Raw genomic sequence first — 25,529 nt, forward strand, 5'->3', positions numbered from 1 at the left:
ATGCAGTGGCTCGCGCAGGACACCGACCACGACACCCAGGTCCTGCCCCTCCACGACGCCATCCAGCACAGCATGGACGACGACTGCCTCTGCGGCCCCCACAGCGAAACCGTGCCCCGCGCAGACGGCAAAGGCACCAACTGGCTGGTCATCCACCACAGTCTCGACGGCCGCGAATACCACGAGCCCCCGGAGTCGGAGTGACCGGCAGATGGGCCGACAGCACCAGCCGCGACGACCTCCCCCCCGACTGGCCCCAACGCAGAGCGGCAACCCGCCGACGCGCCGGTGGCCGCTGCGAAGGCCGCGTCCGTGGACACCGCTGCCCCAACCCCGGCACTGACTGCGATCACCGCATCCCCCGCTGGCGCGGCGGCACCCACGACCTCGGCAACCTCCAATGGCTCTGCCCCACCTGCCACGCCACCAAGACCCAACGCGAAGCCCAACAAGCCCGCGCCGCACGCGCAGCCCAGCGCTACCGCACACCCGAAGCACACCCCGGCCACCGCACACCAGGAGCACGCTGATGCGCACCGTCCGACTCCTCACCCGCCTCGGCCAGAACAAGGCCGGGGCCACCGTCGAGTTCACCGACACCGAAGCCGACTGGCTCATCACCGCGGGCAAGGCCGAAGCCCTCGACCAGCAGACCAGCACCCGCCAGCAGGAGAAGCAGGAGGAGGTCGAGGAGCCCGACCCCGAGACCACCACCCTCGCCGACCTCCAGGCCAAGGCCAAGGAGTACGGCCTGCCCACCTCCGGCACCAAGGCCCAGCTCGCCGACCGCATCCAGCAGCACCTCGAACGCCAGCAGCAGACCGGCGACGACGACTGACCCCCTGGGGGGTGACTCCCCCTCCGGTCCCCCTCCCTCCCGGACGGCATACCGGCTCGGGTTCTGCGTGCGCCCGGTGGGCGTTTTTCGGCGGCTCCCCTCGCGTCCGTAGGCGCCCGTTGGGCAGTTCGTCGCCTCTTGGCAGGGGTTCGGGGTGGTTGATTCGTCTGGGGGCGACTGAGCCGGTGACCTGATCGTTGCCGGACGTTTCCGCTGCTAGATGCCTTGTTCGCGTTACATGGCCGGTAGACTGGTGGCATGACGACGCCGGATCGGCCTGCCGCGGACGAGTTGGTCACGCTGCCCATCGACCTGACCACCGAGCCGGGGTTGTGGCCGGAGTGGATGTACCGGCCGCAGGGCATCAACACCGACGGCCTGCCGCAGGTCGAGTCGCTGGCCAACCTGCGGCTGGTCGAGCCGGTTGAGAGGCGGCAGGCGCGACGCGTCAAGAGCAGCCCGCCCCGATGCGATCGCTGCGGGAAGCCGCTGGCGGTGCGCGCCCGCAAGGGCACCCGCTTCTGTTCGACCCGATGCCGCGTCGCAGCGCACCGCAACAAGATCCCCGTGGAGCTGCGGGAACGGCCCCGCTGGGTGCGGCACACCGCGGCGAAGGTGCCGCTGACCGCCGACGGCCGTGCTGCCTCGTCCACCGACCCGACCACCTGGTCCACCTACGAGCAGGTCCAGCACCACCAGCGCAAGGGCCTCGTGCTCAACGGTGACGGTCTGGTCTGCATCGACCTCGACCACTGCCTCGTCGACGGCCGCCCGACCGGGCGGGCCGCGGAGATCCTCGCCGCGCTGCCCGACACCTACATCGAGGTGTCCCCTTCCGGGGATGGGCTGCACGTGTGGGGCTACGCCCGCGTCGGAGCGGGCCGGAAGCTGCCCGGTGGGGTCGAGGTGTACGGCACCGGCCGCTACATCACGATCACCGGCAAGCGGTTCGGTCGCTGCACGCGGCTGGCGGACATCGGCGTGGTCGTGGAACAGCTCACCTAGCCCCCTGGAGGGGCTTTAGCCCCTGGAGGGCGTCATGGCGAACAGCCGACCGGCCAACCTCGGCGCGAAGGCGCGCGCGGTGTGGGACGACATCACCGGGTCTTTCGACCTGCGCGCGGACGAGCGGCGGGTGCTGGAGGACTGCTGCCGCGAGATCGACCTGATCGAGCGGTTGGAGGCGGAGCTTCGGGGCGCGGATCTGGTGGTGCAGGGGTCGATGGGGCAGCCGGTGTCGTCGCCGCTGGTGACGGAGATCCGGCAGCACCGGTCGACGTTGGCGCGGTTGTTCGCGGCGTTGAAGCTGCCGGAGGACGCGGGGTCTGCGGATCAGGCGGCGCAGGACCGGTCGTCGTCGGCGCGGAAGGCCGCGCAGGCGCGGTGGGGCACGGGGAAGAGGCGTGGCGCGTAGACGCGCCGCCACCGTCGAGGACGACCCGTACACGCCCGTCATCCGGCACTACCGGGAAGCGCTCGCGCAGCCCGCGCCGCCGCCGGAGGTGTTCCGCTGGCAGCCGGTGGCGATCGGCCCGACGTGGCAGCGCACCGACGACGGGCACTGGTTGCTGCCGGAGGCGACGCTCGGGTGGGCGGTGCTGGGCTGGTCCGGGGTGTGGCTGCAGCTGCGGCGCGGTGTGCCGTGGCGGTGCACGCTGGAGCAGGCCCGGTTCATCCTGTGGTGGTTCGCGCTGGACGAGGCCGGGCAGTTCGTCTACCGCGACGGGGTGCTGCAGCGGCTCAAGGGGCACGGCAAGGACCCGTTGGGGGCGTTGCTGGCCGCGGCCGAGGCGGTGGGGCCGTGCCGGTTCCTGGAGTGGGGCCGCGACGGAGAACCGGTGGCGACGGACTGCCCGGATGCGTGGGTGCAGTGCGCCGCAGTGTCGTTGGAGCAGACGAAGAACACGTTCCGGCTGTTCCCCGGCATGTTCACCGCCGAGGCGCGCGAGGAGTACGACCTGCAGATCGGCAAGGAGCAGGTGCACGCCTACGGCGGGGAGCGGCTGATCCAGGCGGTGACGTCGTCGCCGACCACGTTGGAGGGGGCGCGGTCATCGTTCGTGCTGCTCAACGAGACCCAGCACTGGAACGCGTCGAACCAGGGCCACGAGATGGCCGAGGTGATCGAGCGGAACACGACGAAGTCCGCCGACGGGGCGGCGCGGACGCTGCGGATCACCAACGCCTACGAGCCGTCGGAGGACTCACAGGCGCAGCGGGACCGTGAGGCGTGGGAAGCGGCGCAGGCCGGGACCGCGGTGGACACGGGGCTGCTGTACGACTCGCTGGAGGCCGCTCCGGACGCGCCGCTGGCGCCGGATGCGATCGCCAGGGCGCTGGGGCTGCCCGACGGGCAGGAGCCGTCCGAGGCGCAGGTGGTCGAGGTGATCGGCGAGGTCGTGCGGTCGGTGCGCGGGGATTCGGTGTGGTTGAAGCCGCAGCGGATCGTGAAGTCGATCCTGGACCGCCGGAACCCGCCGTCGCGGTCGCGTCGGTTCTGGTTCAACCAGATCACCGCCGCCGAGGACGCCTGGGTCGATCCGCGCGACTGGGATCTGTGCGAGGCGACCGGTCGGGCGTTGCCGTTGATGCCCGGCGACGAGCTGGTGCTGTTCCTGGACTGTTCGAAGTCCGAGGACGCCACCGCCCTGGTCGGGTGTCGCTTGGATGACGGGCTGCTGGTGACGTTCGGCATGTGGCAGCGGCCACCGGGGCGACGCGGCGAGGGATGGACGGCGCCGCGGCTGGTGGTGGAGCAGCGTGTGGCGGCGGTGTTCGAGGACTACCGGGTGGTGGCGTTCTTCGCCGACCCGTCGCACACGCGGGACGACGAGACCGCGGAGCGGTACTGGGACGACACGATCGACCGGTTCCACCGGCGGTACGCGGCGCAGCTGCGGGTGTGGGCGGTGCCGGGCAAGGCGGGTACGGGGCACGCGGTGATGTGGGACATGACGTCCCCGGCGCGGGTGCAGGAGTTCACGGCGGCGGCGGAGCGCACGGTCGAGGAGATCGAGGAGCACACGCTGCTGCACGACGGGGACAAGCGGATGCGACAGCACGTGCGCAACGCTCGCCGCTACCCGAACCGGTACGGGGTGTCGTTGTGGAAGGGCGCGAAGGAGTCGCCGCGCAAGGTGGATCTGGCGGTGTGCGCGGTGGGTGCGCGGATGCTGCGGCGCCTGGTGCTCAACCGCACTGACCAGTTGGAGCCTGTGGATGCCGGGACGATCTGGGGTCGTTGACGCGGGGAGGGCGGTGTCCTCGTGACGATGGCCAGGAAGTCCGTGGTCGACCTGGTGGGCAAGGAGTTGTGGCCGGGGTGGCGGGCCGAGCGGGACCGGCTCAACGTCATCGACGCCTGGTACCGGTGGACACCGGAGCCGCTGCAGTTGCCGCGGGACGCCAGCCCGGAGCTGAAGGCGCTGCGGGATCTGTCGGAGACACCGTGGTTGAACCTGGTGGTCACCACGGTCGCGCAGTGCATGTACGTGGATGCCTACCGGTCGCCGCTGTACCCGCCCGGCGCGGGCAGCGAGACCGGTGAGTCGTTGGCGGCGCTGCCGGGGCCGTGGCGGACGTGGAAGGCCAACAAGTTCGACAACCGGCAGATCGCGGTGCACCGGGCGATGCTGGCCTACGGGTATGCGTTCGTGCGGGTCCTGCCCGGCATGTGGGGTGGGGTGTCGACGGCGTCGATGCGCGGCGTGTCGCCCCGCAAGGCGTACGCCGTGTACGCCGACCCGGCCGAGGACGACTGGCCGATGTTCGTGCTGCAGGTGGAGAAGTCCGGCGACAAGCTGATGCTGCGGTTCTACGACGAGCAGGACGTGCACTTCCTGTCGTGCGACCAGAGCGGCGGCGGCATCGAGTACATCACCTACCAGACACACGGCGCCGGGGTGACGCCGTTCGTGCGCTACGCCAACATGCTCGACCTCGACGGCCGCTCCGACGGCGAGGTCAAGCCGTTCATCCCCGCGGCCAAGCGCATCAACAAGACCGCCTACGACCGGTTGTTGGCGCAGCACTTCAACTCGTGGAAGATCCGCTACGCCACCGGCATGGCCAAGCCGGACGACCCTGCCGAGCAGGAGCAGGTGAAGATGCTGCTGCGCAACGGCGACCTGCTGATGTCCACGAACAAGGACACCCGGTTCGGCACGCTGGACGAGACCCCGCTGGACCCGTTCGTGAACTCGTGGCGGGCCGACATCGAGGCGCTGGCCGCGGTGTCGCAGACCCCCACCTACACCCTCACCGGGCAGTTGGTGAACCTGTCCGCCGACGCGCTGGCCGCGGCGCGGGCGGGGCTGCGGCAGAAGGTGTACGAGCGGCAGAAGACCACCGGCACCTCGCACGTGCAGGCTCTGCAGCTCGCCGCCCAGTTGGAGGGCCGCGAGGAGGACGCGGTCGACGTGATGGCGCGCGTGTCGTGGCAGGACATGGAGATCCGGTCGCTGGCGCAGGCCGCGGACGCGTTGGGGAAGTTCGCCGACCAGTTGCAGATCCCGGTGAAGGCGCTGTGGGGCATGATCCCCGGTGTCGAGAAGTCGGACGTGGACGAGTGGGCGGCGATGCAGGCCGCCGACCCGCTGACGGTGCTGGCCGACCGGCTGGAGCAGCAGGCCGACGGCGGGCTGGTGTAGCGGTGGCCCTCACAGCACGCGGGGCGCGGTTGACCCGCCAGCACCGCCAGGAGCAACTGTCGATCCGAGCCCGGTTCCTGCAGGAGCTGCTGCGCCTGTTCGGGCTGCTCGACCCTGCGCGGCTGGACGCGACGACCGAGCCGTGGCTGACCGCGATGGTGCCGCTGCTGCGGCAGCACTGGCAGCGCTCCGCGGCCGCGTCGGCGGCGTATCTGGCGCTGTTCCTGGAGGCCGAGACCGGGCGTCCCGCGCCGGAGCCCCGGCTGCCGAGGTTCACGCCGGAGCGGGCGCGGGCGGCGCAGACGTCGCTGCTGGTGACCGGCCCGGTGAAGATCCGGAACCTGACGCAGGCCGGGCAGCCACTGGCCTCGGCGGTGCGGGTGGCGCAGTCGACGGTGGCCGGCGCGGCCGGACGGCACGTGCTCGACGGTGGTCGGGCGGTGCTGCTCGACCCGGAACCGCTGGACCGCTCCGGGGTGCGGTACGCGCGGGTCACCGACCCAGACCCGTGCTGGTTCTGCGCCATGATGGCCAGCCGCGGCTACGTGTACCTGTCCGAGGAGTCCGGCGGGCGTGAGGCGAGTGACCGGTTCGCCGGGCCGGGCATGTTCAAGTTCCACGACTACTGCGGCTGCACCCTGGAACCCACCCTGGACCCGGACGCGCCGCTGCCGGAGGACAACGCGCGGTTCGCCGACCTGTGGGTCACGGCGACGCGCGGTCTGCACACGGATGCGGCGCGGCGCGCGTTCCGGCGTGCCCTGGAGGGCCGTCCGCTGCCCGGCGACCCGATCCTCGCCGCGGCCTGAGTCTCCCCTGCCCTGGTGGCGGGGTTGTTGCACACCCTGAATCGCCCCTGGAGGGCACATGGACGACAACGACGCGCCCGACAACGACGCCCCGGACATCGACCCCCCGGAGGGGCAGCCGGACGAGGAGCGCAAGCCCGAGCCGTTCGACGAGGACCGCGCCCGCCGGAAGATCGCCAAGGCGAACTCCGAGGCGGAGAACCTCCGCAAGCGGCTGAAGGAGCTCGAACCGCTGGCGCAGAAAGCCCGCGAACTGGAGGACGCCAGCAAGACCGAAGTCGAACGCCTCACCGGCGACCGCGACACGTTCAAGACGCGCGCGGAGACCGCCGAGGCGTCCCTCACGAAGCTGCAGGCCGCGCTGGACGCCGCCCCCGACGGGGCGAGCCTGGCGCAGGTCAAGGCGGTGGCCAAGCGCGTGACCGGCGGCTCCCCGGAGGAACTCGCCGAAGACGCTGCCGAGCTGTACGAGCTGCTCGGCGCGACCGCCCGCAAGACCGCCCCCGCCAGCAAGCCCACCGAGGCGCTGCGCGGCGGCGCCGACCCCGACGACGAGCCCGAGGAGACCGATCCCCGCAAGCTCGCCGACCTGATCCGTCGGGGCTGACACGACACCCGCACGGCCACGCCACGAGGGCCGCTGGCGGTTCACGACGATCCGTAGGAGGTCACCGTGGCGAACACGTTCCTGAAGGCGACGCGTATCGCGTCCGCTGCGCTGGGGCTGCTGGAGCGCGAGATCGTGCTGCCCGGCCTGATCTGGCGCGACGCGGCCGGGGACTTCGCCGGGGCTGGTGGCGACACCATCTCCATCCGCGTCCCGGCCCGTACCCAGGCCCGCACCCGCACCCTGCGCGGCGCGCGCGGCGCGGCGTCGGAGGGCACCGGCATCATCACCATGGACGACCTGACCGAGACCAAGGTCGACGTCACCCTCGACACCGACGTGTACAACGCGGTGCCGGTCACCGACGAGGAGCTGACCCTCGACATCACCGACTTCGGTACCCAGGTCCTCGCGCCGCAGGTGCGCGCGGTCGCCGAGGGCATCGAGAACGCGGTGGTCGCGGAGATGGTGGGCGCGACCTACGCGACCACGCTGACGCTGGACACCAGCGACCCGTACAAGACCGCGGTCGACGCCAACGTGGCGCTGAACAAGGCCAACGTTCCCCGCACCGAGCGGTTCCTGGTGGTCGGCGCGGACATGGAGGGCGTGTTCCTCAAGTCCGAGCACCTGTCCAAGGTCGACCAGTCGGGCACCGACTCGGCGCTGCGGGACGCCCAGATCGGCCGCCTGGCCGGGTTCGGGCCGGTGTTCGCCACCAACGCGCTGCCCGCGAACGTCGGGTTCGCGTTCCACCGCACCGCCTACGTGCTGTCGATGCGGGCACCCTCGGTCCCGGCGGGCGCCACGTTCGGCGCGTCGCAGGCGTTCCAGGGGCTGGCGATGCGGTGGCTGCGCGACTACGACTTCCGCAACGTGCAGGACCGGTCGCTGGTGGACACCTACATCGGCACGAACATCGTCGCCGACGGCACCGACGGCGCGGACGTGGACACCGACCCCGACTTCGTCCGCGCCGTCAAGATCACGATGGCCTGATCGGAGACGGTGATGGCGGACCTGCCAGCGCTGGCGACCATCGAAGCCCTCGAAGCGCGCCTCGGCCGAGGCGCGCTGACGGGGGCGCAGCGGGAGCAGGCGCTGGCAGCTCTGGCCGACGCCTCCGAGATCGTGCGCGCCGAAACCAACCGCACCTGGGTCACCGAGGCGGGCACCGTGTCCGCCCCGGCCGCGGTGGTGACCATCACCCTGCAGGCGGCGCTGCGGGTGGTGCGCAACCCCGAGGGGCTCGTCGCCGAGACGGTGGGCCCGTTCTCGCGGCGCCTGGCCGATGACCAGACCGGCGTGTACCTGCTGGACGAGGAGGTCGCGCTGCTGGCCAAGTACCGGTCGGCGACCTCTGGCCTGTGGACGCAGGCCACCACCCGTGGTGACTACCCCGGCACACCGGTGTGGGTGGACGACCAGTACGGCGGCGACTCGATCCTGTGGGACTGGGCGTGAACCACACGTTCACCGCCACGATCGAACGCCCGAACTCCCGCGACGAGTGGGGCGACGAGCAGCCCGGCACCACACACCAGGTGCCGGGGTGCGCGCTCGCGCCGCGCACCTCCTCCGAGCGGGAGGAACAGCGCGACACGGTGATCGTCGGGCTGACGCTGTTCGCGCCACACGGCGCCGACATCCAGGCCCAAGACCTCGTGCGGCTACCGGCGGACCGGATGGTTCCGGCCATCTACCACGACACGGTGTGGCGGGTGCAGGGCGAAGCCGGGTCGTGGGCGAGCCCGCTCACCGGCTGGACGCCTGGTGTGGAGATCGCGTTGGAGAGGGTGACCGGCTGATGCGCTACCAACCCGATCGTGCGGGCATGGCCGCGCTGCTCAAGTCCGACGACATGGGCCGGGCGTGCCTGGAAGCGGCGCAGCGTGGGGCCCGCTGGGTGCAGGCTCGCGCGCCGCGGGAGTCCGGGCGCTACGCCGCCGGGGTGCGGGCGGTGCGGGCGGTGTCGCCACGCGGGGACCGGGCCGGGGCGCGCTTGGAGGCCACGGACGCGAAGTCCGCCGCGATCGAGTTCGGCAACAAGCGCACCAAGGCCCGGCACCTGCTGCGGTCGGCGATCGCGGTGATCGAAGGGGAGCAGCAGTGAGCATGGTGCTCCCGGTGTGGCCGGACGCGGAGGAGTTGGTGATGGCGCTGCTGCGGCAGGCACCGGCGCTGGCACCGACGGTGACGCAGACGACCCCACCGAACCTCGGCGACAACGGGCCGGTGATCCAGGTACTGCGGGTCGGCGGCACCGACGACGGCATCACCGACCGGCCGCTGGTGGAGGTCGCGGTGTTCGCCCCGTCCTACAAGCAAGCCATCGGCATCGCCGAACAGGTGCGGCAGCGGATGCTCGGCGCGGGCGGCACCCGCGTGCCGACCCCCACGTACCCGGACGGGGTGCTGGTGGACCGGTGCGTCACCGCCACCAGCCCGCAAGAGGTCCCGTACGACAACCCGGAACTGCGGCGCAAGCTCGCGACCTACCAGGTCGAGCTACGCCGCCCGCGTTCCTGACCACCTCGTTTCTGTCCCTGTGGCCCCGTCGGGGCCTGCCCACGCACGCCTCGACACGGAGGTCGACATGACTACACCCACGACGTTCGACGCGCTCCGCGAAGCGCAGACCGCCCTGATCCGCAAGGCGCTCGCGGGGGCGGTGTTCCTGGCGCCGCTGTCCTCGACGCTGCCCGCGACGCTGACCACGGGCGCGTCCAGCGCCCTGGCGACCCTGCCCACCGGCTACGAGGACCTGGGGCTGATCTCCAAGGACAACGCCCTGACCTGGAGCCGGGACATCGAGACCAACGAGACCACCTCGTGGGGGTTCGCCGACCCGACCCGCCGCGACATCGTCTCCGACGTCACCGGCCTGCAGTTCACCGCGCAGGAGACCAAGCTGCGCACCCTGGAGCTGTACGAGGGTGTGGACCTGTCCGCGGTCACCCCGGACGCGACCACCGGTGAGGTGGCGTTCTCGCGGCCGCTGCGCCCGGCGACGCGCTACTACCGGGCGTTCGCGATCGCGGTGGACGGCGACGGCACCGACGCGATCTTCATCGGTCGTCTGCTGCCGCGGGCGATGGTGTCCGAGCGCGGTGAGCAGACGTGGACGGACTCGGGGGAGATCGCCTACCAGATGACGCTGACCGCGACCCCGGACACCACCGCCGGGTACAGCATTCGGCACTTCTTCGGTGGGCCGGGCTGGAAGTCGCTGCTCGCCTCGATGGGCTTCGGCTCCTGAGACGTGGGGTGGGCGGTGCCTGGGTGGTCGCCGCCTGCCCCACCCCCTGTGACCACCCGGAGGAGCACGCGATGGCCAACAACGACAGCGGGTTCGAGCCGGTGAAGTTGACCGACCCGAACGGCAACCCGTACACGGCGACCACGGCGGTCGAGTACCACCAGCTGGTGTTCGGCTCCGGCTACAAGCCGGTGCACACGCGCAAGGACTCGCCGGAGGCGGTGGCGCAGCGCACCACCGAGCCCGCCGAGGCGGACAAGCCCGCCAAGAAGTAGTCCGACTCCAACCACCCAACCACCCAGGAGCACCACGTGAAGACCTACCGCTTCGACCAGTACCGCGAGGACGCGGCGATCGAGCCGTATGTGCTGGAAGTCGACGAGCAGCGCAGCATCACCATCCCCGCTCCGAGCACGGACACAATCCTCAAGCTGGAGGAGACGTCCAGCACCCGCGAGCGGCTGATGCTGTTGTGCGGTGAGCACGCGGACGAGGTGTTCGGCCTGCTCAAGGACGAGTCGATGCACGTGATGGTGCGGTTCGTCATGGACTTGGCCAAGCACTACGGCGTGGACCTGCAGCGGGTTCCGGTGGGGGGTACCGGGGCCTCGTCGAGCTGATCGACCGCTACGGCGAGGCCATCGAGTACGACCTGGCCCACGAGCTGGGCTGGGACCTGCTGGACTGGTTCCGCGGCGTGCGTCCGTGGAACCAGTTGCTGCGGCTGCTCAGGCATCTGCCGCGGTACTCGCGGTACTGGGTGGCGTTGCACGACGACGACGAACTCGCCGTGCGCCGCGCCCGACACGAGCAGCCAGCGGCGGCGCATCCGCCGCTGGCGGGCTGGGACGAGTTCGACGAGTTGCGCGCGGTCATCCGCGAGGAGTTGGCGGCGCTGCGGTACGCGGTGGTCGCCACCACCCCCGGCTTGAAGCAGCAACCGCGCCCACCGAAGCCGGTCCGGCGGCCGCTGACCGCGCAGGACCGGCAGGAACGCCGCGAGGACCAGCGCAAACACGACCTGATTGTGAAGCAGGTATTGCCGCCGAGGGGGTGACCACCCTTGGCCCAGTACCAGGCGGGTACCGCGTTCGTCCCGGTGATTCCGTCGCTCAAGGGCTTCCAGACCAAGGTGAAGTCCGAGCTCGCCGGAATGAAGATCCAGGCCACCGGCGACGTGAAGATCGACGTCAACAAGGCCGCGCTCGCCGCGGCCACGTCGGCGATCGACAAGATGGCCGAGCAGGTCAAGGCCGCTCGCGCCAAGGAAGCCGACGCCGCCGGGGTAGTGCGCGCCGCCGAGGCCAAGCTGCAGGAACTGCGCGACTCGGGCAAGGCCAAGACCAGTCAGCTCGTCGTAGCTGAGGAGCAGTTGGAGTCCGCGCGGCGCAAGCTCGCCGCCGCCACCGACGCGGCCAGCAAGGCGCAGTCGGGGCTGGTGCAGGCGCAGCGCAAGGCTGCCGAAGCCGAGACCGCGGCCAAGGCGCCGCAGATGCCCGACGCCGAGCAGGCCGGGCGGTTGGCGGGCGGGAAGTTCGCGGCGGCGCTGCGCAAGCAGGTGGCGGGCGCTTTGGATTCCCTGCCCACGCCGACGATCACCGCGGACTCGACCCCGGCGGAGCGGGAGATCGCCGACCTGCGGCAGCAGTTGCAGGCGCTCGGGGATGCCCGCATCGGCGTGGACGTGTCCGCTGCGGAGGCCAACGCGCGGCTGGAGCAGGTCAAGGCGCGGCTGCTGGCGTTGGGTGCGTCGTCGGCGGACATCCAGGTCGAGGTCGACGCCGCGGCGGCGCTGGCCGCGCTGGGTGGTGTGGAGTCCGAGGTCGACCGGTTGGACGGGCGCCGCGCGCGGGTCGACGTGGACGTGGACGACCGTGGCACCGCGGGCTCGGCTGCGTCCGGGCTGAACGGGGTGTTCGGGGCCGGGATGAAGCTCGGCGCGCTGGTGCCCGTGATCGGCGGCGTCGGTGCGGCCCTGGCCGGGCTGGGCGGGGCCGCGCTGGTCGGGATCGGCGCGCTCGGCGTCGCAGCCCTGGCCCTGGCCGGGGTGGGCGGGGCGTACAGCGCCTTGGGCGACGCCGAACTGTCCGCCGGGGACGACGCGGCAGCGGCTGCGAAGCAGCAGGCCGCGGCGGCTGCTGCGGTGGTGTCGGCGCAGGACCGGGTGCGCTCGGCTACGGCGTCGCTGGCGAACACGCGCGCGCAGGCGGCGGACGCGCAGATCCGTGCCGAGCAGCGCGTCGCCCAGGCCGAGACGAGTCTGGTGCAGGCGCAGCGGGCCGCGCTGCGCGCCCAGCAGGACCTCAACAAGGCCCGTCTGGAAGCGCAGCGGGCGCTGGAGGACTTGGCGTTCCAGGTCGAGGACGGGGCGCTGGCGCAGCGGCAGGCGGTGCTCGACCTCGCCGACGCCGAATCCTCCCTGGCCGAGGTGCGGAGCAACCCCAACGCCACCGCCGAAGAGCAGGAACGCGCCCTACTCGCCTACGAGCAGGCCGCGAACCAGCTGGAGCGGCTGCAGATCACCAACCAGCGGCTGGCCGTGGACAAGGCAGCGGCGGACAAGGCGGGGGTCGAGGGCTCCGAGCAGGTCGTGCGCGCCCAAGAGCAGGTGCAGTCCTCCACCGACAAGGTCGCCGCCGCGCAGCAGGCGCTGGCGGACGCGGTGCGGGAGCAGGCGGCGCAGCAGCGGCAGGCCGCCTACAGCATCACCCAGGCCGAGCAGGGCGTGGTGGAGGCGCAGCGGGCGCTGCAGCAGGCCATGACGCAGACCGGCGACGTGGGCTCGGCGTCGGCGCGCAAGGTCCGGGACGCGTTCGCTGAGCTGTCCCCGGCGGCCGCATCGTTCGCGACGTTCCTGTACGGCATGAAGCCGCAGTTCGACGCGCTGCAGGCATCGGCGGCGGGCGGGTTCCTGCCGCAGCTGCAGGCCGGGCTGCAGGCGCTGATGCCGGTGATGCCGGTCATCAACCAGGTGATCGGGCAGTTCTCGTCCGCGTTGGGCGGGTTGGCGCGGCAGGCGCTGGAGGCGTTGGCGTCGCCGTACTGGGTCGACTTCTTCACCATGCTCGGCACCACCGCCGGGCCCCTGATGACCCAGTTCGGGCAGGTGCTGGGACAGGTCGCCATGCTCGCCGCAGAGCTGCTGCGCGCGTTCATGCCGGTCGCGCCGGTCGCGATGCAGGTGATCGGCACGATCGCGCAGGGCTTGCAGGTCCTGGCCCCGTTCCTGGGGCAGGTCGCGCAGATCCTCACACAGGGCCTGCTGGCCGCATTCCAGGCGCTGATGCCCGCGATGGGCCCGGTGGGTGAGGCGCTGGTCGCGCTGGCCGGGCCGGTCGCCGAGCTGGCCGGACAGCTGGGCGCGGTGTTGGCCGAGGCGCTGATCGCACTCGTGCCGATCATCACCGAGCTCGCCCCGCCCCTGACGGACCTGATCCGCCTGGTGGGGACCACGCTGGTGACCGCGATCAGCGCACTGGCCCCGGTGATCGCCGACGTGGCACCGCTGATCGGCGACGTGGTCACCCTGGCCGTGGGGCTGCTGTCGCAGGCGGTCCAGATGTTGCTGCCCTACCTCGATGACATCGCCGCGCTGATCGGGCAGGCAGTGGTCGGCGCGATCCAGGCCCTCATGCCGGTGCTGCCCGCTCTGGCCCAAGCGTGGATGACGATCTTCCAGGCGATCTTGCCGATCCTCCCGGCCCTGATCGAGCTGGCGTCGGCGCTGATCCCCGCGCTGCTGGGGCTGATCCCGCCGCTGGTGCCGGTGCTGATCCAGATCGCGGACGCGTTCGCCGAGATCCTGCCGCAGTTGGTGCCGGTGGTCCTGGCGCTGGTCGAGGGTCTGGTGCCGGTGATCACCGCGCTGGCTCCGCTGGTGAAGACCGTGTTCGAGATGGTCGCCGCGCACTTCCAGTTGCTGTTCCGGGGCATCGTGATGCCGATCCTGGAGGGCCTGGTCATCCCGACCATCCGGATTCTCGCCGAGGTGCTGACGTGGTTGTGGCGCAACATCGTCGCCCCGGTGTTCGAGGGCATCGGCACGATTATCTCGTGGGCGTGGGAGAACGTCATCCGCCCGGTGTTCGACAAACTCAACGAGGGTATCGACCTGGTCGGTAAGGGCTTCGAGAAGGCCGTAGAATTCATCCGGCAGTCGTGGGACAAGCTGAAGGAAATCGCCGCTAAGCCGGTGAATTTCATCATCGAAACCGTCTACAACAACGGTATCCGCGCCCTGTGGAACAAGATCGCCGATTTCGTGGGGTTGGGGAAACTCGACGAGATGCAGCCGGTGAAGTTCGCCGGGGGCGGTGTGCTGGGCGGCTACGCACCAGGCCGCGACGTGGTGCCCGCGCTGCTCTCGCCCGGCGAGGCGGTGCTGGTACCCGAACTGGTGCGTGCGCTGGGCCCGGCCAACATCCTCGCCGCGAACGCCGCCGCCAGCGGGGGGCGACCGGCCACCGTCGCCGGGTTCTCCGGCGGCGGGGTGGCACGCTTCGCCGGGGGCGGCATCGTCGACACCGTGCTGGGGTTCGTCGGTGGGCTGGCCGAGGACGTCGTGGCCATGTTCAAGGACCCGATCGGCTGGATCAAGACCCACATCGGGATCGGCGACTCCCCGTGGATCGACATGATCGCCCGCGCCCCGGCCAAGCTCATCGGCGACGCGGTGGACTGGCTGTGGGAGAAGATCAACCCGTTCACCTCGGGCAACACCCCGGCGGGCCCGGCAGGGTCGGAGCAGCTGTCGCAGTGGATTCGGGCGGCGCTGGCGTTCACCGGCACCGACGCCTCCTGGTTCGGGCCGCTGACCACGCTGATCATGCGCGAGTCGGGCGGTAACCCCAACGCCCGCAACGACTGGGACATCAACGCCCAGAACGGCATCCCCTCCCAGGGCCTGATGCAGACGATCCCGCCCACGTTCGCCGCCTACCGCGACCCCAGGCTGCCGAACAACATCCTGGACCCGATCGCGAACATCGTCGCCGGGATCAACTACATCAAGGCCCGCTACGGGTCGATCTTCAACGTGCAGCAGGCCAACGCCGGTGCCCCACCCATGGGGTACGCGGGCGGCGGTCTGGTGTTCGACCAGGGCGGGTGGCTGCCGCCCGGCCCGTCCGCGGTCTACAACGGCACCGGCCGCCCCGAAGTCGTGCTCACCGGCGAGCAGTGGCAGGCCATCTCCGCGGGCGCGGCAGGCGGGGTCACGATCCACCAGGAGATCCACCCGCAGCCCCGTCAGTCCGAGACCGAGATCGGGCAGGCGTCCGCCCGCTACAACCGGTTCGCTCTCGCGCAGGCAGGAGGCCCGGTGTGACCAGAGCTGTCGCCGAGTGGCTGCCCGCCGACCAACTGCCCGCCGAGCGGTGGCGGCTGGACGGCATCGAGTTCAACGGCGGCGTCGACACGGACACCGGCTGCGAGTTCTACGTCACCAACGCCACCGGATGGAAAGGCGCCCCCGCCGTGCGGGCCTCGCGGCAGAACGTCATGGGCGCGCACGGCGCCTACGCGGGGCCGCAGTGGCGCGAGGGCCGCCCGATCACTCTGGAAGGCCGGGTCGCGTGCCCCACCGAGGAGGCGCGCGAGCTGGCCGAGCGGAAGCTGGCGGCGCTGTGCGACAACCCGTCGGGGACGTACACGCTGGTGTGCACCGAAGCGCTCGGGGACGTGCGCGCCGAGGTAGTGCTCAATGGCGAAACCCTGGTCAACATCGCCCGCGGACGTCTGCACCTGGACTTCTCGCTGGCGCTGTACGCCCCGGACCCGCGCAAGTACCTCGCCGAGCAGTCCCAGCCGATCTCGTTGCCGACGCCGGGCACGGGCCTGAACTGGCAGGCCGGAGCCGGAGCCGGGCTGGACTGGTCGACCGGTGGGGGTCTGGACTGGGGTGTGCCGGAGACCTCCGGCGCGGAAGTCGTCGTCAACAGCGGCACGGCGGAAACGTGGCCGCGCTACCGCCTCGACGGACCATCCAACGGCATCGACCCGCCGCTGGTCATGCCCGTTATCAGCCTCTCCACCGGCCAGCAGCTGCCGTACTCGGGGACGCTGCTGCAGGGCGAGTTCCTCCTGATCGACACGCACCCGCTGCGCCGCTCCGTGCTGCTCAACGGCACCACCCGCCGCCGCAGCCTGCTGTCCAACCCCCAGTGGGCGCCCTTGTTGCCGGGCTCGACCACGACGGTCGCGTTCACCGCGGCCTCCTACTCGCCGTCCTCGCGGCTGACCGTGTCCTGGTCGCCCGCGCTGGCCTGAACCACCCCGGAGGCTCTTGTGGCGGTGCACGCCCCCGCGACCAGCACGTGGTCGCTGCAGCTCCAGAACACGGCGTACGCGGGCAGGCTGCAGGTCGGCGCGTTCCTCGCGCCCGGTACGGCCGACGCTGCGGCGACGCGCGACGGGGTGTTGGTCGGCTACTCCTCCGGCGCGGTCGCGCCGCTGGACCTCAAGGTCATCCCCGACGACACCCCCAGCATGTGGCTGAAGATCTACCCCGGCCGCGCCGTGGTCACCCGCTCGGGGCAGGGGCCGTACCTGCACACCTGGAACTCCGCGCTGTGGAAGGTCCAGCTCGACAACGCGAACTCCACCAACCCGCGGATCGACTTGGTCATCGTCCGCAACTACGACCAGGTCACCAACGGCACCGATGCCCAGACCAAGGGGCGGATCGAGGTCGTCACCGGCACCGCAGCCGCAGTGCCGGTCGCCCCGTACAACGCGATTCCGGCGGGGGTCGGGTACATCACGCTGGCCGAGGTCACCGTCCCCGCCAACGCATCGACCATCAACTCCGGCAACATCACCGACAAGCGGCGGGGCACGTGCGCGCGCGGCGGGGTGCGGGTGCTGCTGCCCGGCGACAGCCTCTCCGACCCCGGCTCCTACCTCGGTGAGCTCACCGACACCGGCGGCGCCAGCGGGCAGCTGCGCCGCTGGAACGGCACGTCGTGGTCGTGGATGGCGCAGGCCGGTGTCCCCCGGTTCTTCCAGGCCGACCTGCTGCGCTCCGACGGGTCGGCGACCATCAACGGTGGCGGCATCACCGACCTGAAGCTGTACAACGTGAGCGGCCACGGCACCACGTGGGGGTCGGTGTACAACGGGCGCGGCGTGAGCCTGGCCGAGTCCGGCCTGTACCGCATCCACGGCAAGCTCCTGGCGTCGATCACCGCCGACAACTACACCGCGCTGCGCCTGACCTCCACCGTGCCGTCCTACTCGAACATCATCGGCGGCGGCAACAACAACCCAGGGTTCCTGATCGCCGAAGGCACCGAATACCTCTACATCGGCGCTGGTCAGACGCTCGGGTTCACCGTCGAGGCGTTTAACAGCTCGGCGACGGCGGGGACGCTCAACCCCAACGGCGTGTCCCGCCTGTACGTGGAGAAGGTCGGCGAGATCGCATGACCTCGCCGCCGATTCCGGCGCCGTGGCGGTGCGTGGTCTACGAGACCCGCACGGGCCTCGTGGTCGACGAGTTGCCGCTGGTGGGGGTGCCGCAGTTCAACAGGCTCATCGGCGAAGCCGGGTCCGTCAGCATCACCACCACGGCGGCGGGCATCCCCGTCGCCGACCTGCGCCAGTACCTCACCGGCTGGCGCCACTCCCTCGCCGCGATCTGGGGCGGTGCCGTGCTCCAGGCCGGGCCGATCGTCGCCCACCAGGACCCCGACGACGGCTCCGGCACGGTCACCATCGGCGCGGTCGGACTCGGGCAGATCTTCAACCGCCGAGTGCTCAAGACCGCGGGCGTCACCACGGGACTCGCCGCGGCGGCACCCATGACCATCAGCGGCGTAGCCCTGCCCACCGTCATCAAGTACCTGCTCCTCGCCGGGACGTTGGACCCATACTGCGAGCTGCCCATCGTGCTGCCCGCCACCGACATCCCCGGCACCGAGTCCCGCACCTACCTGTCGGTGGACCTGCGCTACATCGGCCAAGAGGTCAGCGACCTATCCGGCCTCGACAACGGTCCCGAGGTCGACTTCTCGCCACGGCTGACCGTGGACAGCGTGGGCCGGGAGAAGGTCGAGCACGTCGTCAGGATCGGCAACCCCACGCTGGACGTGGTGGGTGGGGAGCCGTGGACGTGGGACTACGGCCAGTCCCTGCTGTCCCTGCCCACCAGCAGCGACTCGTCGCGCATGGGGTTCCGCGCGTGGGCTCGCGGCAACGTCTCCCAAGGGCTGACGCCGATCGGGTACGCCGAAGACCCCACGCTGCCCGCAGCGGGCTGGCCGCAGCTGGACATCGTGGCCACGGCCTCCGACGAAACCGACCAGGCCGTGCTCAACGCGCTCGCGACCGGGCAGGTGACGCTGCTGGGCAGGCCGGTGGCGACGTGGGAGGCCACGGTCCTCACCGACCCCGGCGGCTCGGACGCCTGGCCGTCGCTCGCCGCGATCATCCCCGGCGGGTGGGGGGTGTTCGGGGTGTACGGGCATCGCACGGTGCCCGACGGCGACTACCGGTGGCGCGTCCTCGGCTACACCAACGCCGACGTCGACCGGGTGAAGCTCATCGTCGCCGACCAGCCCGACCCGACGGGGGTGTGACCATGCCCTCGTTGGAAGACCCCGTCGCCGCCGAGCTCGCGCGGCTACGCGCCCGCGTCGCGGCGCTGGAGAGCAGGCGGCACACCGCGCTCTACGACGGGCTGGGCAACCGGGTGTTCGACGTCGAGGCCGCGCCCGCGCTCGGCATCCGCGACCTGTGGCTGATGGTGCCGTTCTGGCAGCGCCCACAAGCGGTGCAGGCCACGGCGGCAACGGACTGGTTCGGCGGCACCTCGGGGTCGGCGGTAGCGGTGTGGGAGACCAACATCCCCAAACAGGCCACCGCCCTGCGCATCCGCCTCATCACAGGCGTCTCGGCCGGGGGAACGACCGGTGCCTACCAGGTGCTGCTCAACGGGGTCGCCGCGGACTCGTGGACCACAAGCACGGTGGGCGCGTCGTCGAGCACGAGATTCGTGGGCCTGCCGGGGGCGTGGCACGCCGTCGTCAACGTGCAGGTCACCTACGCAAGAACCGCGGGGGCGGGCAACGTCTACTGCCACGTGCAGGACGGCTACCAGAGAGAGGCGTAACGCGGTTTCACCGCCTGGTCGGGCAGGTCGGTGGGGTCTTCATCATCCACCCCTGACCCTGGAGGGTGCCCGTGCTGTCCAGACCGCTCGCGCTCGCGTTCGCGGTACTCGTCGGCAGCGTGTGGGCGGCGTACTCGGTCGCAGCCCTGGCCTGGCCGGACCGCTACGAGTTCTCCACCGAACTCAACGCGATCTTCATGTTCGTCCTCGGGGTGGTGTACGGCATCACCCCATCACGCGCGCGCCAAGCGCTGTCCCGCCTCCGAGGTGGCACCAGCGAGGACGAGGACGTCGCCGAGGAGCTTGACGCTGATCCCGAGCCGCCACGGGGTGATGGCACGTGACGCTGGAGAGCCTGCTCTGCCAGATCGGGTGGAGCACCGTGTCCCTGATCGTGGGGTTCCTGCTGGGCCGGCTGAGCCGCAACGTCGAGACCATCGCCACGTCGGTGGCCAGGAAGGGGCCACCCGTGGACCGGGTTCCGCGCCGCAAGTGGTTGACGTTCGAGAAGCTCCTCGCCGGGTTCTTCCTCTGCCTGGCGATCTTCACCGCAGCCCAGGGGTGGCGGCAGGACCAGGCGACACGCCGGGTCGCGGAGTGCACCCAGGCGTACTCCGATGGGTTCGCCGCGGCGCTGGACGAGCGCAGCCAGGCGTCGGCGGAGGCACAGGCCGCGCTGGACGAGCTGATGACCACGGTCGGGGATGTGATGGCCGCGACCCCCGGTGACGCAGGCGCCCGGCAGCGGGTGCAGGAGGCGGTGTCGGAGTACCTGACCAAGCGCGCCGAGGCGCGCAAGCAGCAGCAGGACAACCCGTTCCCGCCGCCCCCACGAGACCTGTGCAGGTGATCCATGGCCGACATCTGGCTGCCCGGCTGGCCCGTGCGCATCCTCGGCAACGCAGTCCGCGGCAAGCCCTACCAGTTCACCCACAACCCCAAGGTGTGCCTACACACCACCGAGGGCTCCTCCGTGGCCGGTGCCATCGCCGCCTACACCCCCTACCCCCCACACCTCGTCTACGACTGGCGCAACCGCGAACGCGCACAACACGTGCCGCTCAACCTCGCCGCCTACTCCGCGATGGACGGCAACGACGACGACTACATGATCCAAGTCGAACTCGTGGGATTCGCCGCACAGACCCGTGACTGGCCCGAGCAGGCGCTGCGCAACATCGCCGAGGACATCGTGCGCCCCCTAGAGACGCACTTCCGAGTTCCTCGCCGCGTCATCGGCGTGGGCTTCAAGGACAGCCGCGACGGGCTGCGCCCCTACATCTCCACCGCCGAGTCACCGATCCGCCTGTCGTGGACCGGGCTGCGGGACTTCTCCGGCTGGCTCGGCCACCAGCACCTGCCCGCGCCGGACACCCACTGGGACCCCGGCGCCCTCCCCATGCACAAGATCCTGAGCTACTTGGAGGACGAGTTGTCCGCACAAGACGTCCAGGCCGGGACCTCGGCCTCGCTGCAGTGGAAGTACGACACCCCGGAAGGCAAGCGGGACCTGGTGCAGGAGCTCCAGGACACCCGTCGGGCGGTGGCCGACACCGCAGGGCAGACCAAGGGCGTGAACCAGCGCCTCGACAAGGTGAACGAGAACCTGGGGAAGCTGGTCGCGGTGTTCACCGAGGTGTCGACCAAGCTCGACCGGCTCAGCACCGGCGGAGTGGACACGGCACAGCTGGCGGAGCAGCTGTCGGCGATCCAGGACCGCAAGGCGCGCGACGGTGACCCCGGCACCGGGCCGGTGAGCTGAGGTTTGAGCAGCATCCTCGACGGCCTGCGGGTCAACGTCTACGGGCACTCCATCGCCGCGTGGAATGACCCGTGGGGGTGGGTGCCGCGGATGCGCGACGCCCACAACTGGACCCTCGCCCAGGGCGCGGAGTGGTCCTCGCACTCGTGGGACGCGGTCGGCCAGGCCACGGCGGTCGGGTCGCCGCACCGCATCGACCACAGCCGCCGACCCCACGTGGTGATCGTGGACGCGGTGGCGAACGACGCCTACGGCCTGGGCTTGGCCGCGTTGGGGCCGTTCACGACCGCCGTGCGGTCACTGGCCGCCTACGCGCTGCTGGAAGGCATCATCAACGTCCAAGACTGCGCCTTCCCGAGCTCGTGGACGCGGAACTACGGCGAGGACTACATCGCCGGACGCAACGTCACCGCCGTGGCGGGCAGCGCGCACAACCTGCCCGGTTTCCAGCGGGCGGGGAAGTGGGCGTTCTTCTACTACGGGCTGGCACCGAGCATCGGCACGGGCGGGTCGTGGACGCTGCTGCGCGACGGCCAGACCGTCGGGGAGTACTCGTGCAACCGGCGCGCGGTGGACCCCGGTGTGGGTGAGGAGCGGGCGTACGCGAACAACGGGGTGCGCGGGCCGCGGCGGTGGGTGCTGTGCTCCGAGGTCGTGGACGTGCCCGCCACGCAGGCGTTCACGGTGCGCGTGAACGGCGGCGGCGGGGCGCCGTTCTTCGCCGGGTACGGGAAGCTCAACCAGAGCGCGGAGCGGCACTCGCCGCTGGTGGTGCTGGTCGAACCCGTCCCCGGCTACGACACCACCGTCAACGCCGTGCTGGACGTGTACGCGCAGCGGCTACACGAGATCGCCGCCAGCCTCCCCAACGTCGTCGTCGCCCGCACCCGCACCGGCTGGGACCTGGGGCGCATGGCCCGCCGCGGCGACCCGATGCACCCCAACGCCCTGGGCTGCCAGCACTACCAGGACGCGATCGAAACCGCCGTCGACCGCGTGGTCGAGGCGGGCTGGGTGCCCAACACCCACCACGAACCCTGACCAACAAGGAGTGCAGATGCGGACCATCTTCGGACGCGAGCCCGCCTACTGGCTGAGTCTGGTCGCTGGCGTGATCGCGCTGCTGACCGCCACCGGACTGCCGCTGACCATCGAGCAGCAGGGCGTCCTCAACGCCGTCGTGGCGGCGTTCTTCGGCGCGCTCACCGCGTGGCGGGTCAAGGCCGAGTCGTCGGTGCCCGCGCTGGTCGGGCTCGGTAAGGCGCTGATCGCGCTCGCGTTGGCGTTCAACCTGAAGCTCTCGCCCGATCTGCAGGCGTCGCTGCTGATCGTGGTCGAACTCGTGCTGACCGGTCTGCTGGTGCGCCCGAACGTGGTCGCGCCGGTACCCGCGAAGGTCACGCCGGACGGTGCCTACGACGTCTCCTCGTTGCCACCGCGCGCCGTGTAGACGCCGAGGTGGTACGAGTGCGCCCCCGCTCCCTGGCTTCGGCCACGGGAGCGGGGGCGCTTCGTCGTGTTCACGCCTTCTTCTTGCGGGGTGTGCGGTTGCCCTTGCCCGGCGCGGCCTGCTTCGCGGCCCGCACCTCGGCGGCTGGGTAGCGGTTCGCGCCGCCCCGGCCTGGGATGCGGTCGTAGGGCTCGATGCCCCAGCGGCGCATGGTCTCGCGCACCGAGGACGCCTTGATGCCGCAGTGGTCGGCGACCTCCTCGGTGGTCCACACCTCGGTCACTGGCCCAGCCACCCCAGGGCGCTACCGAGGGCCTGGAAGACGGGGGTGAGGACGTACGGGTAGGTGACGATGGCGACGGCGAGGAGAGCGGCCAGGCCGGTGATCTGGGTGGCGAGTCGGGCGGTGGTGCGGGTCATGGGGTGCTCCTCGGTGTGGTGTTCGCGCTGACCACTCAATAATGTGTCAGAGTGACACATTACGCAAGGGGGACCACCCGGACGGCTCAACCAGACAACGGACCCCTGAACGTCAACCGGTTCGTCGTCGGCTCCCCGTTGACGTTCGCGTACACCTCCACCACCAACTCCTTAGCGTCAACCGGCACCCGGAACTTCGCCTGCATCGGCCCGCCCTCACCAGGCAGGTACTCCCCGAGGTCATCGCCCGCCGTCCACGGCGCCTCCCGCTGCCCCACCCGGCCCGAGAAGCTCAGCCGCGCCTGCCCCGCGGTCTTGTTGCCCACCGTCACCGGCAACAGCACGTACCGCTGGCTTGGATCGGGCTGGCCATCCACACCCACCACCGGATCACCACTCACCACCGGCGTACCGACCTCGATGTAGACACCACTGCTCGACCCCGACCCACCCCACGACAACACCGCAGGCGCAGCCGAACTGCTGGTCGTCGGTGAGGGGGTGCTCGACGACGGCGGAGGTTCGCTCGATGAGGGCGACGACTCAGGCGAGGTGGTCGAGCACGCGGCCAGAAACAGAACCGCGGCGAGGAGGAGAGGTGTTCGCATAGCCAGGTTGTCGTGCCACACCGCATGGCGCGTTACCCGCGTCCCTCGTTAGGGGGACATCTCGTCCAGGTTCAGCTTCATCGGCACGGTGATCGGCGCGAACAGGATGGTGATCGCCTCCGCGTGGCACTGCTCGATGGTTCCCTGCCCGCGTGAACAGGGCGCGTACTCCTCGCTGGCGTCCGTGACCTCGCCGATGGCGACGAGCGTGTCGACGTACCGGTCGGAGTCTGGCCGCGCCTTGATGGCCCGCTCCAGCTCCAGGGCCAGCATCACGATCTCGGTCAGGTAGTCCGCGCACGCCTTCGACTTGGCGTTGACGGGCGCGCACGAGGCGTCGCTGCTGCCGAGAACAGTGCTGAACTTCGACTTCCACTCCTCGTGGAGCCCCGGCGCGGAACTGGGCTTCGCGCTGCTGGAAGTGGTCGCGGTCGCGGAGGAGGAGGGGGCGGGCTGGGCAGCCGGGGTGCTCGTGCACGCAGCGAGGAGGAACGCCACGGCGACGGGGAGGACATTGCGCATGGTCAGCATGTCGCGTCGGGGCGCGCCGAGCGTTACCGAGATCGCCCGGTGAGGCAGAATGAGTGGGCGGGGGCTGGTGCCGTGGTGTTCGCGCTCCCGGGTCCACCAGCCCCCGCCACTCAGCCCGCCCGGTGGAAGCGATCCAGCGACGCCGCCGCAGCCGGGTTCGCCGCGTCCTTCGCCATGTACACGTCCTGCGTCATCGACGGACGCGCGTGCCGCAGGATCGCCGCCACCTCCCGTGCGGAGTGCCCCGCCTTGTCCAACGCCGTCGCCACGCTCTTACGGCCCACGTGCGTGGTGAACTTCGGGTAGCCGATCCTCTGCCGCATCCGCCGCACCGAGCGCTGCACGTTCGACGGCTGCCGCCACCCGCCGCTCGCCGACGGGAACACCGGATCGCTGGGGCCCGCCGTCAACGGCTTGCGCACCATCAGCAGCGTCACCAGGAACTCCGGTAGCAGCATCACGCCGCGCGAGGCACTGGTCTTGCCCTCGTGCCGCACCACCCCTCGCCCGGACACTGCGACCAGGTTCCCGTTGAACCACACCCCGCCCGCGGGGATCTCCACGGCGTCGCCGTCCTCGTCTTCCATCCGCACCGGCTGGTCGCCGAGGTTGAGGTCGCACCAGCGCAGCGCCAGAGCCTCACCGAACCGGGCGCCGGTGCCGAACAGGAACCGGATCAGGTCGGGCAGGTCTGCGCGGCGGGAGAGCTTGTCACCGTCCAGCCGGGCCATGAAGTCCACCAGCTGCGCGGTGTCGTAGGCGACGACCTTCTTCCCCCGGCCGCCCTTGATGCGCGAGACGTTCCGCACGGGGTTCTTGGTGATGATGTCGAGATCGACGGCTTCCTGGAGCACGCCGGAAATCACCGTGCGGATACCGCGACGGGACGCGGCGGACAAGCCTGCTTTCTCCATCGCGTCCAGGGCGCGCTTGATGCGCGCGGGGGTGCACTCGCGGATGTAGAGCTCGCCGAGGGCGGGCAGGACGTGGTTGTCCAGGCGGCCCTTGTAGCGGTCGTAGGTGGTGCCGACCTGCTGGCGGCCGATGCGGTCGAGCCACTGGGTGGCGACCTGGTGGAACTTCGGGTTGTCCGACTGGACCTCGCTGTCGAGGCCGAGGTGCTCGACCAGTGCCTTGCGCAGGGCGTCGTCGGCCTTGCGGGCGCTGGCCCCGGTGCGTTCCATCTGGCCGGTCTTGCCGTCGAAGCCGCGGTAGCGGGCGGAGGACTTGTGCTTGGTCGGCTTCGCGCCCTTGGGCACTTGGTGCAGTGGCATCCAGCGTCCGTCGAGGTAGGCGGAGCGGTGGAACTCGCCGAAGCTGCCGATCTCCAGTGGTCGACGTGGCATGTGCACCCCCTGGTGTCCCCGACGTCAAAACGTTGGGTTTTCGTTGGGTGCGATCATCGTATGTGGACAAGTGGCCTGACCGCTACGGGTCTGACCTGCGTCTTTCGGTGCCCCCGGTGCGACTCGAACGCACACTGGACG

The 25,529-nt window shown here is 70.8% G+C and carries 33 protein-coding genes; 28 read left to right on the forward strand and 5 right to left on the reverse strand.

Annotation, left to right across the window (positions count from 1 at the left end):
- From JOF41_RS36325 to JOF41_RS36460, 28 genes are all read left to right on the forward strand, one after another.
- A complete protein-coding gene (locus JOF41_RS36325; protein WP_209624825.1) occupies nt 1–204 on the forward strand; it encodes a hypothetical protein in 204 nt (67 codons plus the stop codon).
- Nucleotides 201–530 carry an HNH endonuclease signature motif containing protein gene (locus JOF41_RS38725; RefSeq protein WP_209624827.1) on the forward strand — a complete coding sequence of 110 codons (330 nt, stop codon included), beginning with the start codon at nt 201–203 and terminating at the stop codon, nt 528–530. The genes JOF41_RS36325 and JOF41_RS38725 overlap by 4 nt, the downstream gene beginning before the upstream one ends.
- Nucleotides 530–838, forward strand: coding sequence for an SAP domain-containing protein (locus tag JOF41_RS36335; protein WP_209624829.1), 309 nt, complete (start codon nt 530–532; stop codon nt 836–838). The genes JOF41_RS38725 and JOF41_RS36335 overlap by 1 nt, the downstream gene beginning before the upstream one ends.
- A 258-nt stretch (nt 839–1,096) precedes the next feature.
- Nucleotides 1,097–1,843, forward strand: coding sequence for a bifunctional DNA primase/polymerase (locus JOF41_RS36340; protein ID WP_244992879.1), 747 nt, complete (start codon nt 1,097–1,099; stop codon nt 1,841–1,843).
- 34 nt (nt 1,844–1,877) lie between these two features.
- Nucleotides 1,878–2,252, forward strand: coding sequence for a hypothetical protein (locus JOF41_RS36345; RefSeq protein ID WP_209624831.1), 375 nt, complete (start codon nt 1,878–1,880; stop codon nt 2,250–2,252).
- Entirely contained in the window at nt 2,242–4,083 is a 1,842-nt protein-coding gene (locus JOF41_RS36350) for a terminase large subunit domain-containing protein (protein ID WP_209624833.1), read from the forward strand. Before JOF41_RS36345 ends, JOF41_RS36350 begins: the two co-directional genes overlap by 11 nt.
- A 27-nt stretch (nt 4,084–4,110) precedes the next feature.
- Nucleotides 4,111–5,487, forward strand: coding sequence for a phage portal protein (locus tag JOF41_RS36355; RefSeq protein WP_209624835.1), 1,377 nt, complete (start codon nt 4,111–4,113; stop codon nt 5,485–5,487).
- Nucleotides 5,488–5,489: 2 nt separating this feature from the next.
- Nucleotides 5,490–6,296: a VG15 protein gene (locus JOF41_RS36360; protein WP_209624837.1), complete on the forward strand. Its 807-nt coding sequence runs from the start codon at nt 5,490–5,492 to the stop codon at nt 6,294–6,296.
- Between the two features lie 58 nt (nt 6,297–6,354).
- The gene (locus JOF41_RS36365) at nt 6,355–6,903 is read left to right on the forward strand and encodes a hypothetical protein (RefSeq protein WP_209624839.1); all 549 of its coding nucleotides are present in this window, start codon (nt 6,355–6,357) and stop codon (nt 6,901–6,903) included.
- Between the two features lie 66 nt (nt 6,904–6,969).
- Nucleotides 6,970–7,902, forward strand: a complete 933-nt coding sequence (locus tag JOF41_RS36370; protein WP_209624841.1) for a major capsid protein — start codon at nt 6,970–6,972, stop codon at nt 7,900–7,902.
- Nucleotides 7,903–7,914: 12 nt separating this feature from the next.
- Complete coding sequence (locus JOF41_RS36375; RefSeq protein ID WP_209624843.1) at nt 7,915–8,367, forward strand: hypothetical protein; 453 nt, start codon at nt 7,915–7,917, stop codon at nt 8,365–8,367.
- The gene (locus JOF41_RS36380; RefSeq protein WP_209624845.1) at nt 8,364–8,711 is read left to right on the forward strand and encodes a hypothetical protein; all 348 of its coding nucleotides are present in this window, start codon (nt 8,364–8,366) and stop codon (nt 8,709–8,711) included. The genes JOF41_RS36375 and JOF41_RS36380 overlap by 4 nt, the downstream gene beginning before the upstream one ends.
- Nucleotides 8,711–9,016 (forward strand): hypothetical protein, encoded by a 306-nt coding sequence (locus JOF41_RS36385; RefSeq protein ID WP_209624847.1) that lies wholly within the window; start codon nt 8,711–8,713, stop codon nt 9,014–9,016. Before JOF41_RS36380 ends, JOF41_RS36385 begins: the two co-directional genes overlap by 1 nt.
- Nucleotides 9,017–9,018: 2 nt before the next feature.
- Nucleotides 9,019–9,432 (forward strand): phage tail termination protein, encoded by a 414-nt coding sequence (locus JOF41_RS36390; protein WP_443705804.1) that lies wholly within the window; start codon nt 9,019–9,021, stop codon nt 9,430–9,432.
- A gap of 67 nt (nt 9,433–9,499) precedes the next feature.
- On the forward strand, nt 9,500–10,162 hold the full coding sequence (locus JOF41_RS36395) for a phage tail tube protein (protein ID WP_209624851.1): 663 nt from the start codon (nt 9,500–9,502) through the stop codon (nt 10,160–10,162).
- A gap of 71 nt (nt 10,163–10,233) precedes the next feature.
- Nucleotides 10,234–10,437 (forward strand): hypothetical protein, encoded by a 204-nt coding sequence (locus JOF41_RS36400; RefSeq protein WP_209624853.1) that lies wholly within the window; start codon nt 10,234–10,236, stop codon nt 10,435–10,437.
- A gap of 36 nt (nt 10,438–10,473) precedes the next feature.
- A complete protein-coding gene (locus JOF41_RS36405) occupies nt 10,474–10,782 on the forward strand; it encodes a hypothetical protein (RefSeq protein ID WP_209624855.1) in 309 nt (102 codons plus the stop codon).
- 95 nt (nt 10,783–10,877) lie between these two features.
- Entirely contained in the window at nt 10,878–11,219 is a 342-nt protein-coding gene (locus JOF41_RS36410; protein ID WP_209624857.1) for a hypothetical protein, read from the forward strand.
- 6 nt (nt 11,220–11,225) lie between these two features.
- Entirely contained in the window at nt 11,226–15,488 is a 4,263-nt protein-coding gene (locus JOF41_RS36415; RefSeq protein WP_209624859.1) for a transglycosylase SLT domain-containing protein, read from the forward strand.
- On the forward strand, nt 15,485–16,429 hold the full coding sequence (locus JOF41_RS36420; RefSeq protein ID WP_209624861.1) for a phage tail family protein: 945 nt from the start codon (nt 15,485–15,487) through the stop codon (nt 16,427–16,429). Before JOF41_RS36415 ends, JOF41_RS36420 begins: the two co-directional genes overlap by 4 nt.
- 18 nt (nt 16,430–16,447) lie before the next feature.
- The gene (locus JOF41_RS36425; protein ID WP_209624863.1) at nt 16,448–17,587 is read left to right on the forward strand and encodes a hypothetical protein; all 1,140 of its coding nucleotides are present in this window, start codon (nt 16,448–16,450) and stop codon (nt 17,585–17,587) included.
- A complete protein-coding gene (locus tag JOF41_RS36430; protein WP_209624865.1) occupies nt 17,584–18,738 on the forward strand; it encodes a hypothetical protein in 1,155 nt (384 codons plus the stop codon). The genes JOF41_RS36425 and JOF41_RS36430 overlap by 4 nt, the downstream gene beginning before the upstream one ends.
- A gap of 2 nt (nt 18,739–18,740) precedes the next feature.
- On the forward strand, nt 18,741–19,271 hold the full coding sequence (locus JOF41_RS36435) for a hypothetical protein (protein ID WP_209624867.1): 531 nt from the start codon (nt 18,741–18,743) through the stop codon (nt 19,269–19,271).
- 71 nt (nt 19,272–19,342) lie between these two features.
- On the forward strand, nt 19,343–19,615 hold the full coding sequence (locus JOF41_RS36440) for a hypothetical protein (protein ID WP_209624869.1): 273 nt from the start codon (nt 19,343–19,345) through the stop codon (nt 19,613–19,615).
- The gene (locus tag JOF41_RS36445) at nt 19,612–20,121 is read left to right on the forward strand and encodes a hypothetical protein (protein ID WP_209624871.1); all 510 of its coding nucleotides are present in this window, start codon (nt 19,612–19,614) and stop codon (nt 20,119–20,121) included. The genes JOF41_RS36440 and JOF41_RS36445 overlap by 4 nt, the downstream gene beginning before the upstream one ends.
- Before the next feature lie 3 nt (nt 20,122–20,124).
- On the forward strand, nt 20,125–21,033 hold the full coding sequence (locus JOF41_RS36450) for a peptidoglycan recognition protein family protein (RefSeq protein WP_209624873.1): 909 nt from the start codon (nt 20,125–20,127) through the stop codon (nt 21,031–21,033).
- Between the two features lie 3 nt (nt 21,034–21,036).
- A complete protein-coding gene (locus JOF41_RS36455) occupies nt 21,037–22,074 on the forward strand; it encodes a hypothetical protein (protein ID WP_209624875.1) in 1,038 nt (345 codons plus the stop codon).
- Nucleotides 22,075–22,090: 16 nt separating this feature from the next.
- Nucleotides 22,091–22,483 carry a hypothetical protein gene (locus JOF41_RS36460; RefSeq protein WP_209624877.1) on the forward strand — a complete coding sequence of 131 codons (393 nt, stop codon included), beginning with the start codon at nt 22,091–22,093 and terminating at the stop codon, nt 22,481–22,483.
- A 70-nt stretch (nt 22,484–22,553) separates the two neighbouring features.
- On the opposite strand, the gene JOF41_RS36465 is transcribed toward JOF41_RS36460, so the two are convergent.
- The 5 genes from JOF41_RS36465 to JOF41_RS36485 all read right to left on the reverse strand — a co-directional run bounded on the left by JOF41_RS36465 (nt 22,554) and on the right by JOF41_RS36485 (nt 25,388).
- Nucleotides 22,554–22,778, reverse strand: a complete 225-nt coding sequence (locus JOF41_RS36465; RefSeq protein WP_209624879.1) for a hypothetical protein — start codon at nt 22,776–22,778, stop codon at nt 22,554–22,556.
- The gene (locus tag JOF41_RS36470) at nt 22,763–22,903 is read right to left on the reverse strand and encodes a hypothetical protein (protein WP_209624881.1); all 141 of its coding nucleotides are present in this window, start codon (nt 22,901–22,903) and stop codon (nt 22,763–22,765) included. The genes JOF41_RS36465 and JOF41_RS36470 overlap by 16 nt, the downstream gene beginning before the upstream one ends.
- An 86-nt stretch (nt 22,904–22,989) precedes the next feature.
- On the reverse strand, nt 22,990–23,532 hold the full coding sequence (locus JOF41_RS36475; RefSeq protein ID WP_209624883.1) for a hypothetical protein: 543 nt from the start codon (nt 23,530–23,532) through the stop codon (nt 22,990–22,992).
- A gap of 27 nt (nt 23,533–23,559) precedes the next feature.
- On the reverse strand, nt 23,560–24,033 hold the full coding sequence (locus JOF41_RS36480) for a hypothetical protein (RefSeq protein WP_209624885.1): 474 nt from the start codon (nt 24,031–24,033) through the stop codon (nt 23,560–23,562).
- A gap of 119 nt (nt 24,034–24,152) precedes the next feature.
- Nucleotides 24,153–25,388 (reverse strand): site-specific integrase, encoded by a 1,236-nt coding sequence (locus JOF41_RS36485; RefSeq protein ID WP_209624887.1) that lies wholly within the window; start codon nt 25,386–25,388, stop codon nt 24,153–24,155.
- Nucleotides 25,389–25,529: the final 141 nt, after the last annotated feature.

It is taken from the genome of Saccharothrix coeruleofusca (assembly GCF_017876325.1).
In the GTDB taxonomy this organism is placed as follows: domain Bacteria; phylum Actinomycetota; class Actinomycetes; order Mycobacteriales; family Pseudonocardiaceae; genus Actinosynnema; species Actinosynnema coeruleofuscum.

What these genes read in the sequence shown, in the direction of transcription:
- JOF41_RS36325 (WP_209624825.1), top strand. Translation starts at nt 1, where the DNA reads ATGCAGTGGCTCGCGCAGGACACCGACCACGACACCCAGGTCCTGCCC.
- JOF41_RS36335 (WP_209624829.1), top strand. Translation starts at nt 530, where the DNA reads ATGCGCACCGTCCGACTCCTCACCCGCCTCGGCCAGAACAAGGCCGGG.
- JOF41_RS36340 (WP_244992879.1), top strand. Translation starts at nt 1,097, where the DNA reads ATGACGACGCCGGATCGGCCTGCCGCGGACGAGTTGGTCACGCTGCCC.
- JOF41_RS36345 (WP_209624831.1), top strand. Translation starts at nt 1,878, where the DNA reads ATGGCGAACAGCCGACCGGCCAACCTCGGCGCGAAGGCGCGCGCGGTG.
- JOF41_RS36355 (WP_209624835.1), top strand. Translation starts at nt 4,111, where the DNA reads ATGGCCAGGAAGTCCGTGGTCGACCTGGTGGGCAAGGAGTTGTGGCCG.
- JOF41_RS36365 (WP_209624839.1), top strand. Translation starts at nt 6,355, where the DNA reads ATGGACGACAACGACGCGCCCGACAACGACGCCCCGGACATCGACCCC.
- JOF41_RS36375 (WP_209624843.1), top strand. Translation starts at nt 7,915, where the DNA reads ATGGCGGACCTGCCAGCGCTGGCGACCATCGAAGCCCTCGAAGCGCGC.
- JOF41_RS36385 (WP_209624847.1), top strand. Translation starts at nt 8,711, where the DNA reads ATGCGCTACCAACCCGATCGTGCGGGCATGGCCGCGCTGCTCAAGTCC.
- JOF41_RS36390 (WP_443705804.1), top strand. Translation starts at nt 9,019, where the DNA reads ATGGTGCTCCCGGTGTGGCCGGACGCGGAGGAGTTGGTGATGGCGCTG.
- JOF41_RS36395 (WP_209624851.1), top strand. Translation starts at nt 9,500, where the DNA reads ATGACTACACCCACGACGTTCGACGCGCTCCGCGAAGCGCAGACCGCC.
- JOF41_RS36400 (WP_209624853.1), top strand. Translation starts at nt 10,234, where the DNA reads ATGGCCAACAACGACAGCGGGTTCGAGCCGGTGAAGTTGACCGACCCG.
- JOF41_RS36430 (WP_209624865.1), top strand. Translation starts at nt 17,584, where the DNA reads ATGACCTCGCCGCCGATTCCGGCGCCGTGGCGGTGCGTGGTCTACGAG.
- JOF41_RS36435 (WP_209624867.1), top strand. Translation starts at nt 18,741, where the DNA reads ATGCCCTCGTTGGAAGACCCCGTCGCCGCCGAGCTCGCGCGGCTACGC.
- JOF41_RS36450 (WP_209624873.1), top strand. Translation starts at nt 20,125, where the DNA reads ATGGCCGACATCTGGCTGCCCGGCTGGCCCGTGCGCATCCTCGGCAAC.
- JOF41_RS36460 (WP_209624877.1), top strand. Translation starts at nt 22,091, where the DNA reads ATGCGGACCATCTTCGGACGCGAGCCCGCCTACTGGCTGAGTCTGGTC.
- JOF41_RS36470 (WP_209624881.1), bottom strand. Translation starts at nt 22,903, where the DNA reads ATGACCCGCACCACCGCCCGACTCGCCACCCAGATCACCGGCCTGGCC.
- JOF41_RS36480 (WP_209624885.1), bottom strand. Translation starts at nt 24,033, where the DNA reads ATGCGCAATGTCCTCCCCGTCGCCGTGGCGTTCCTCCTCGCTGCGTGC.
- JOF41_RS36485 (WP_209624887.1), bottom strand. Translation starts at nt 25,388, where the DNA reads ATGCCACGTCGACCACTGGAGATCGGCAGCTTCGGCGAGTTCCACCGC.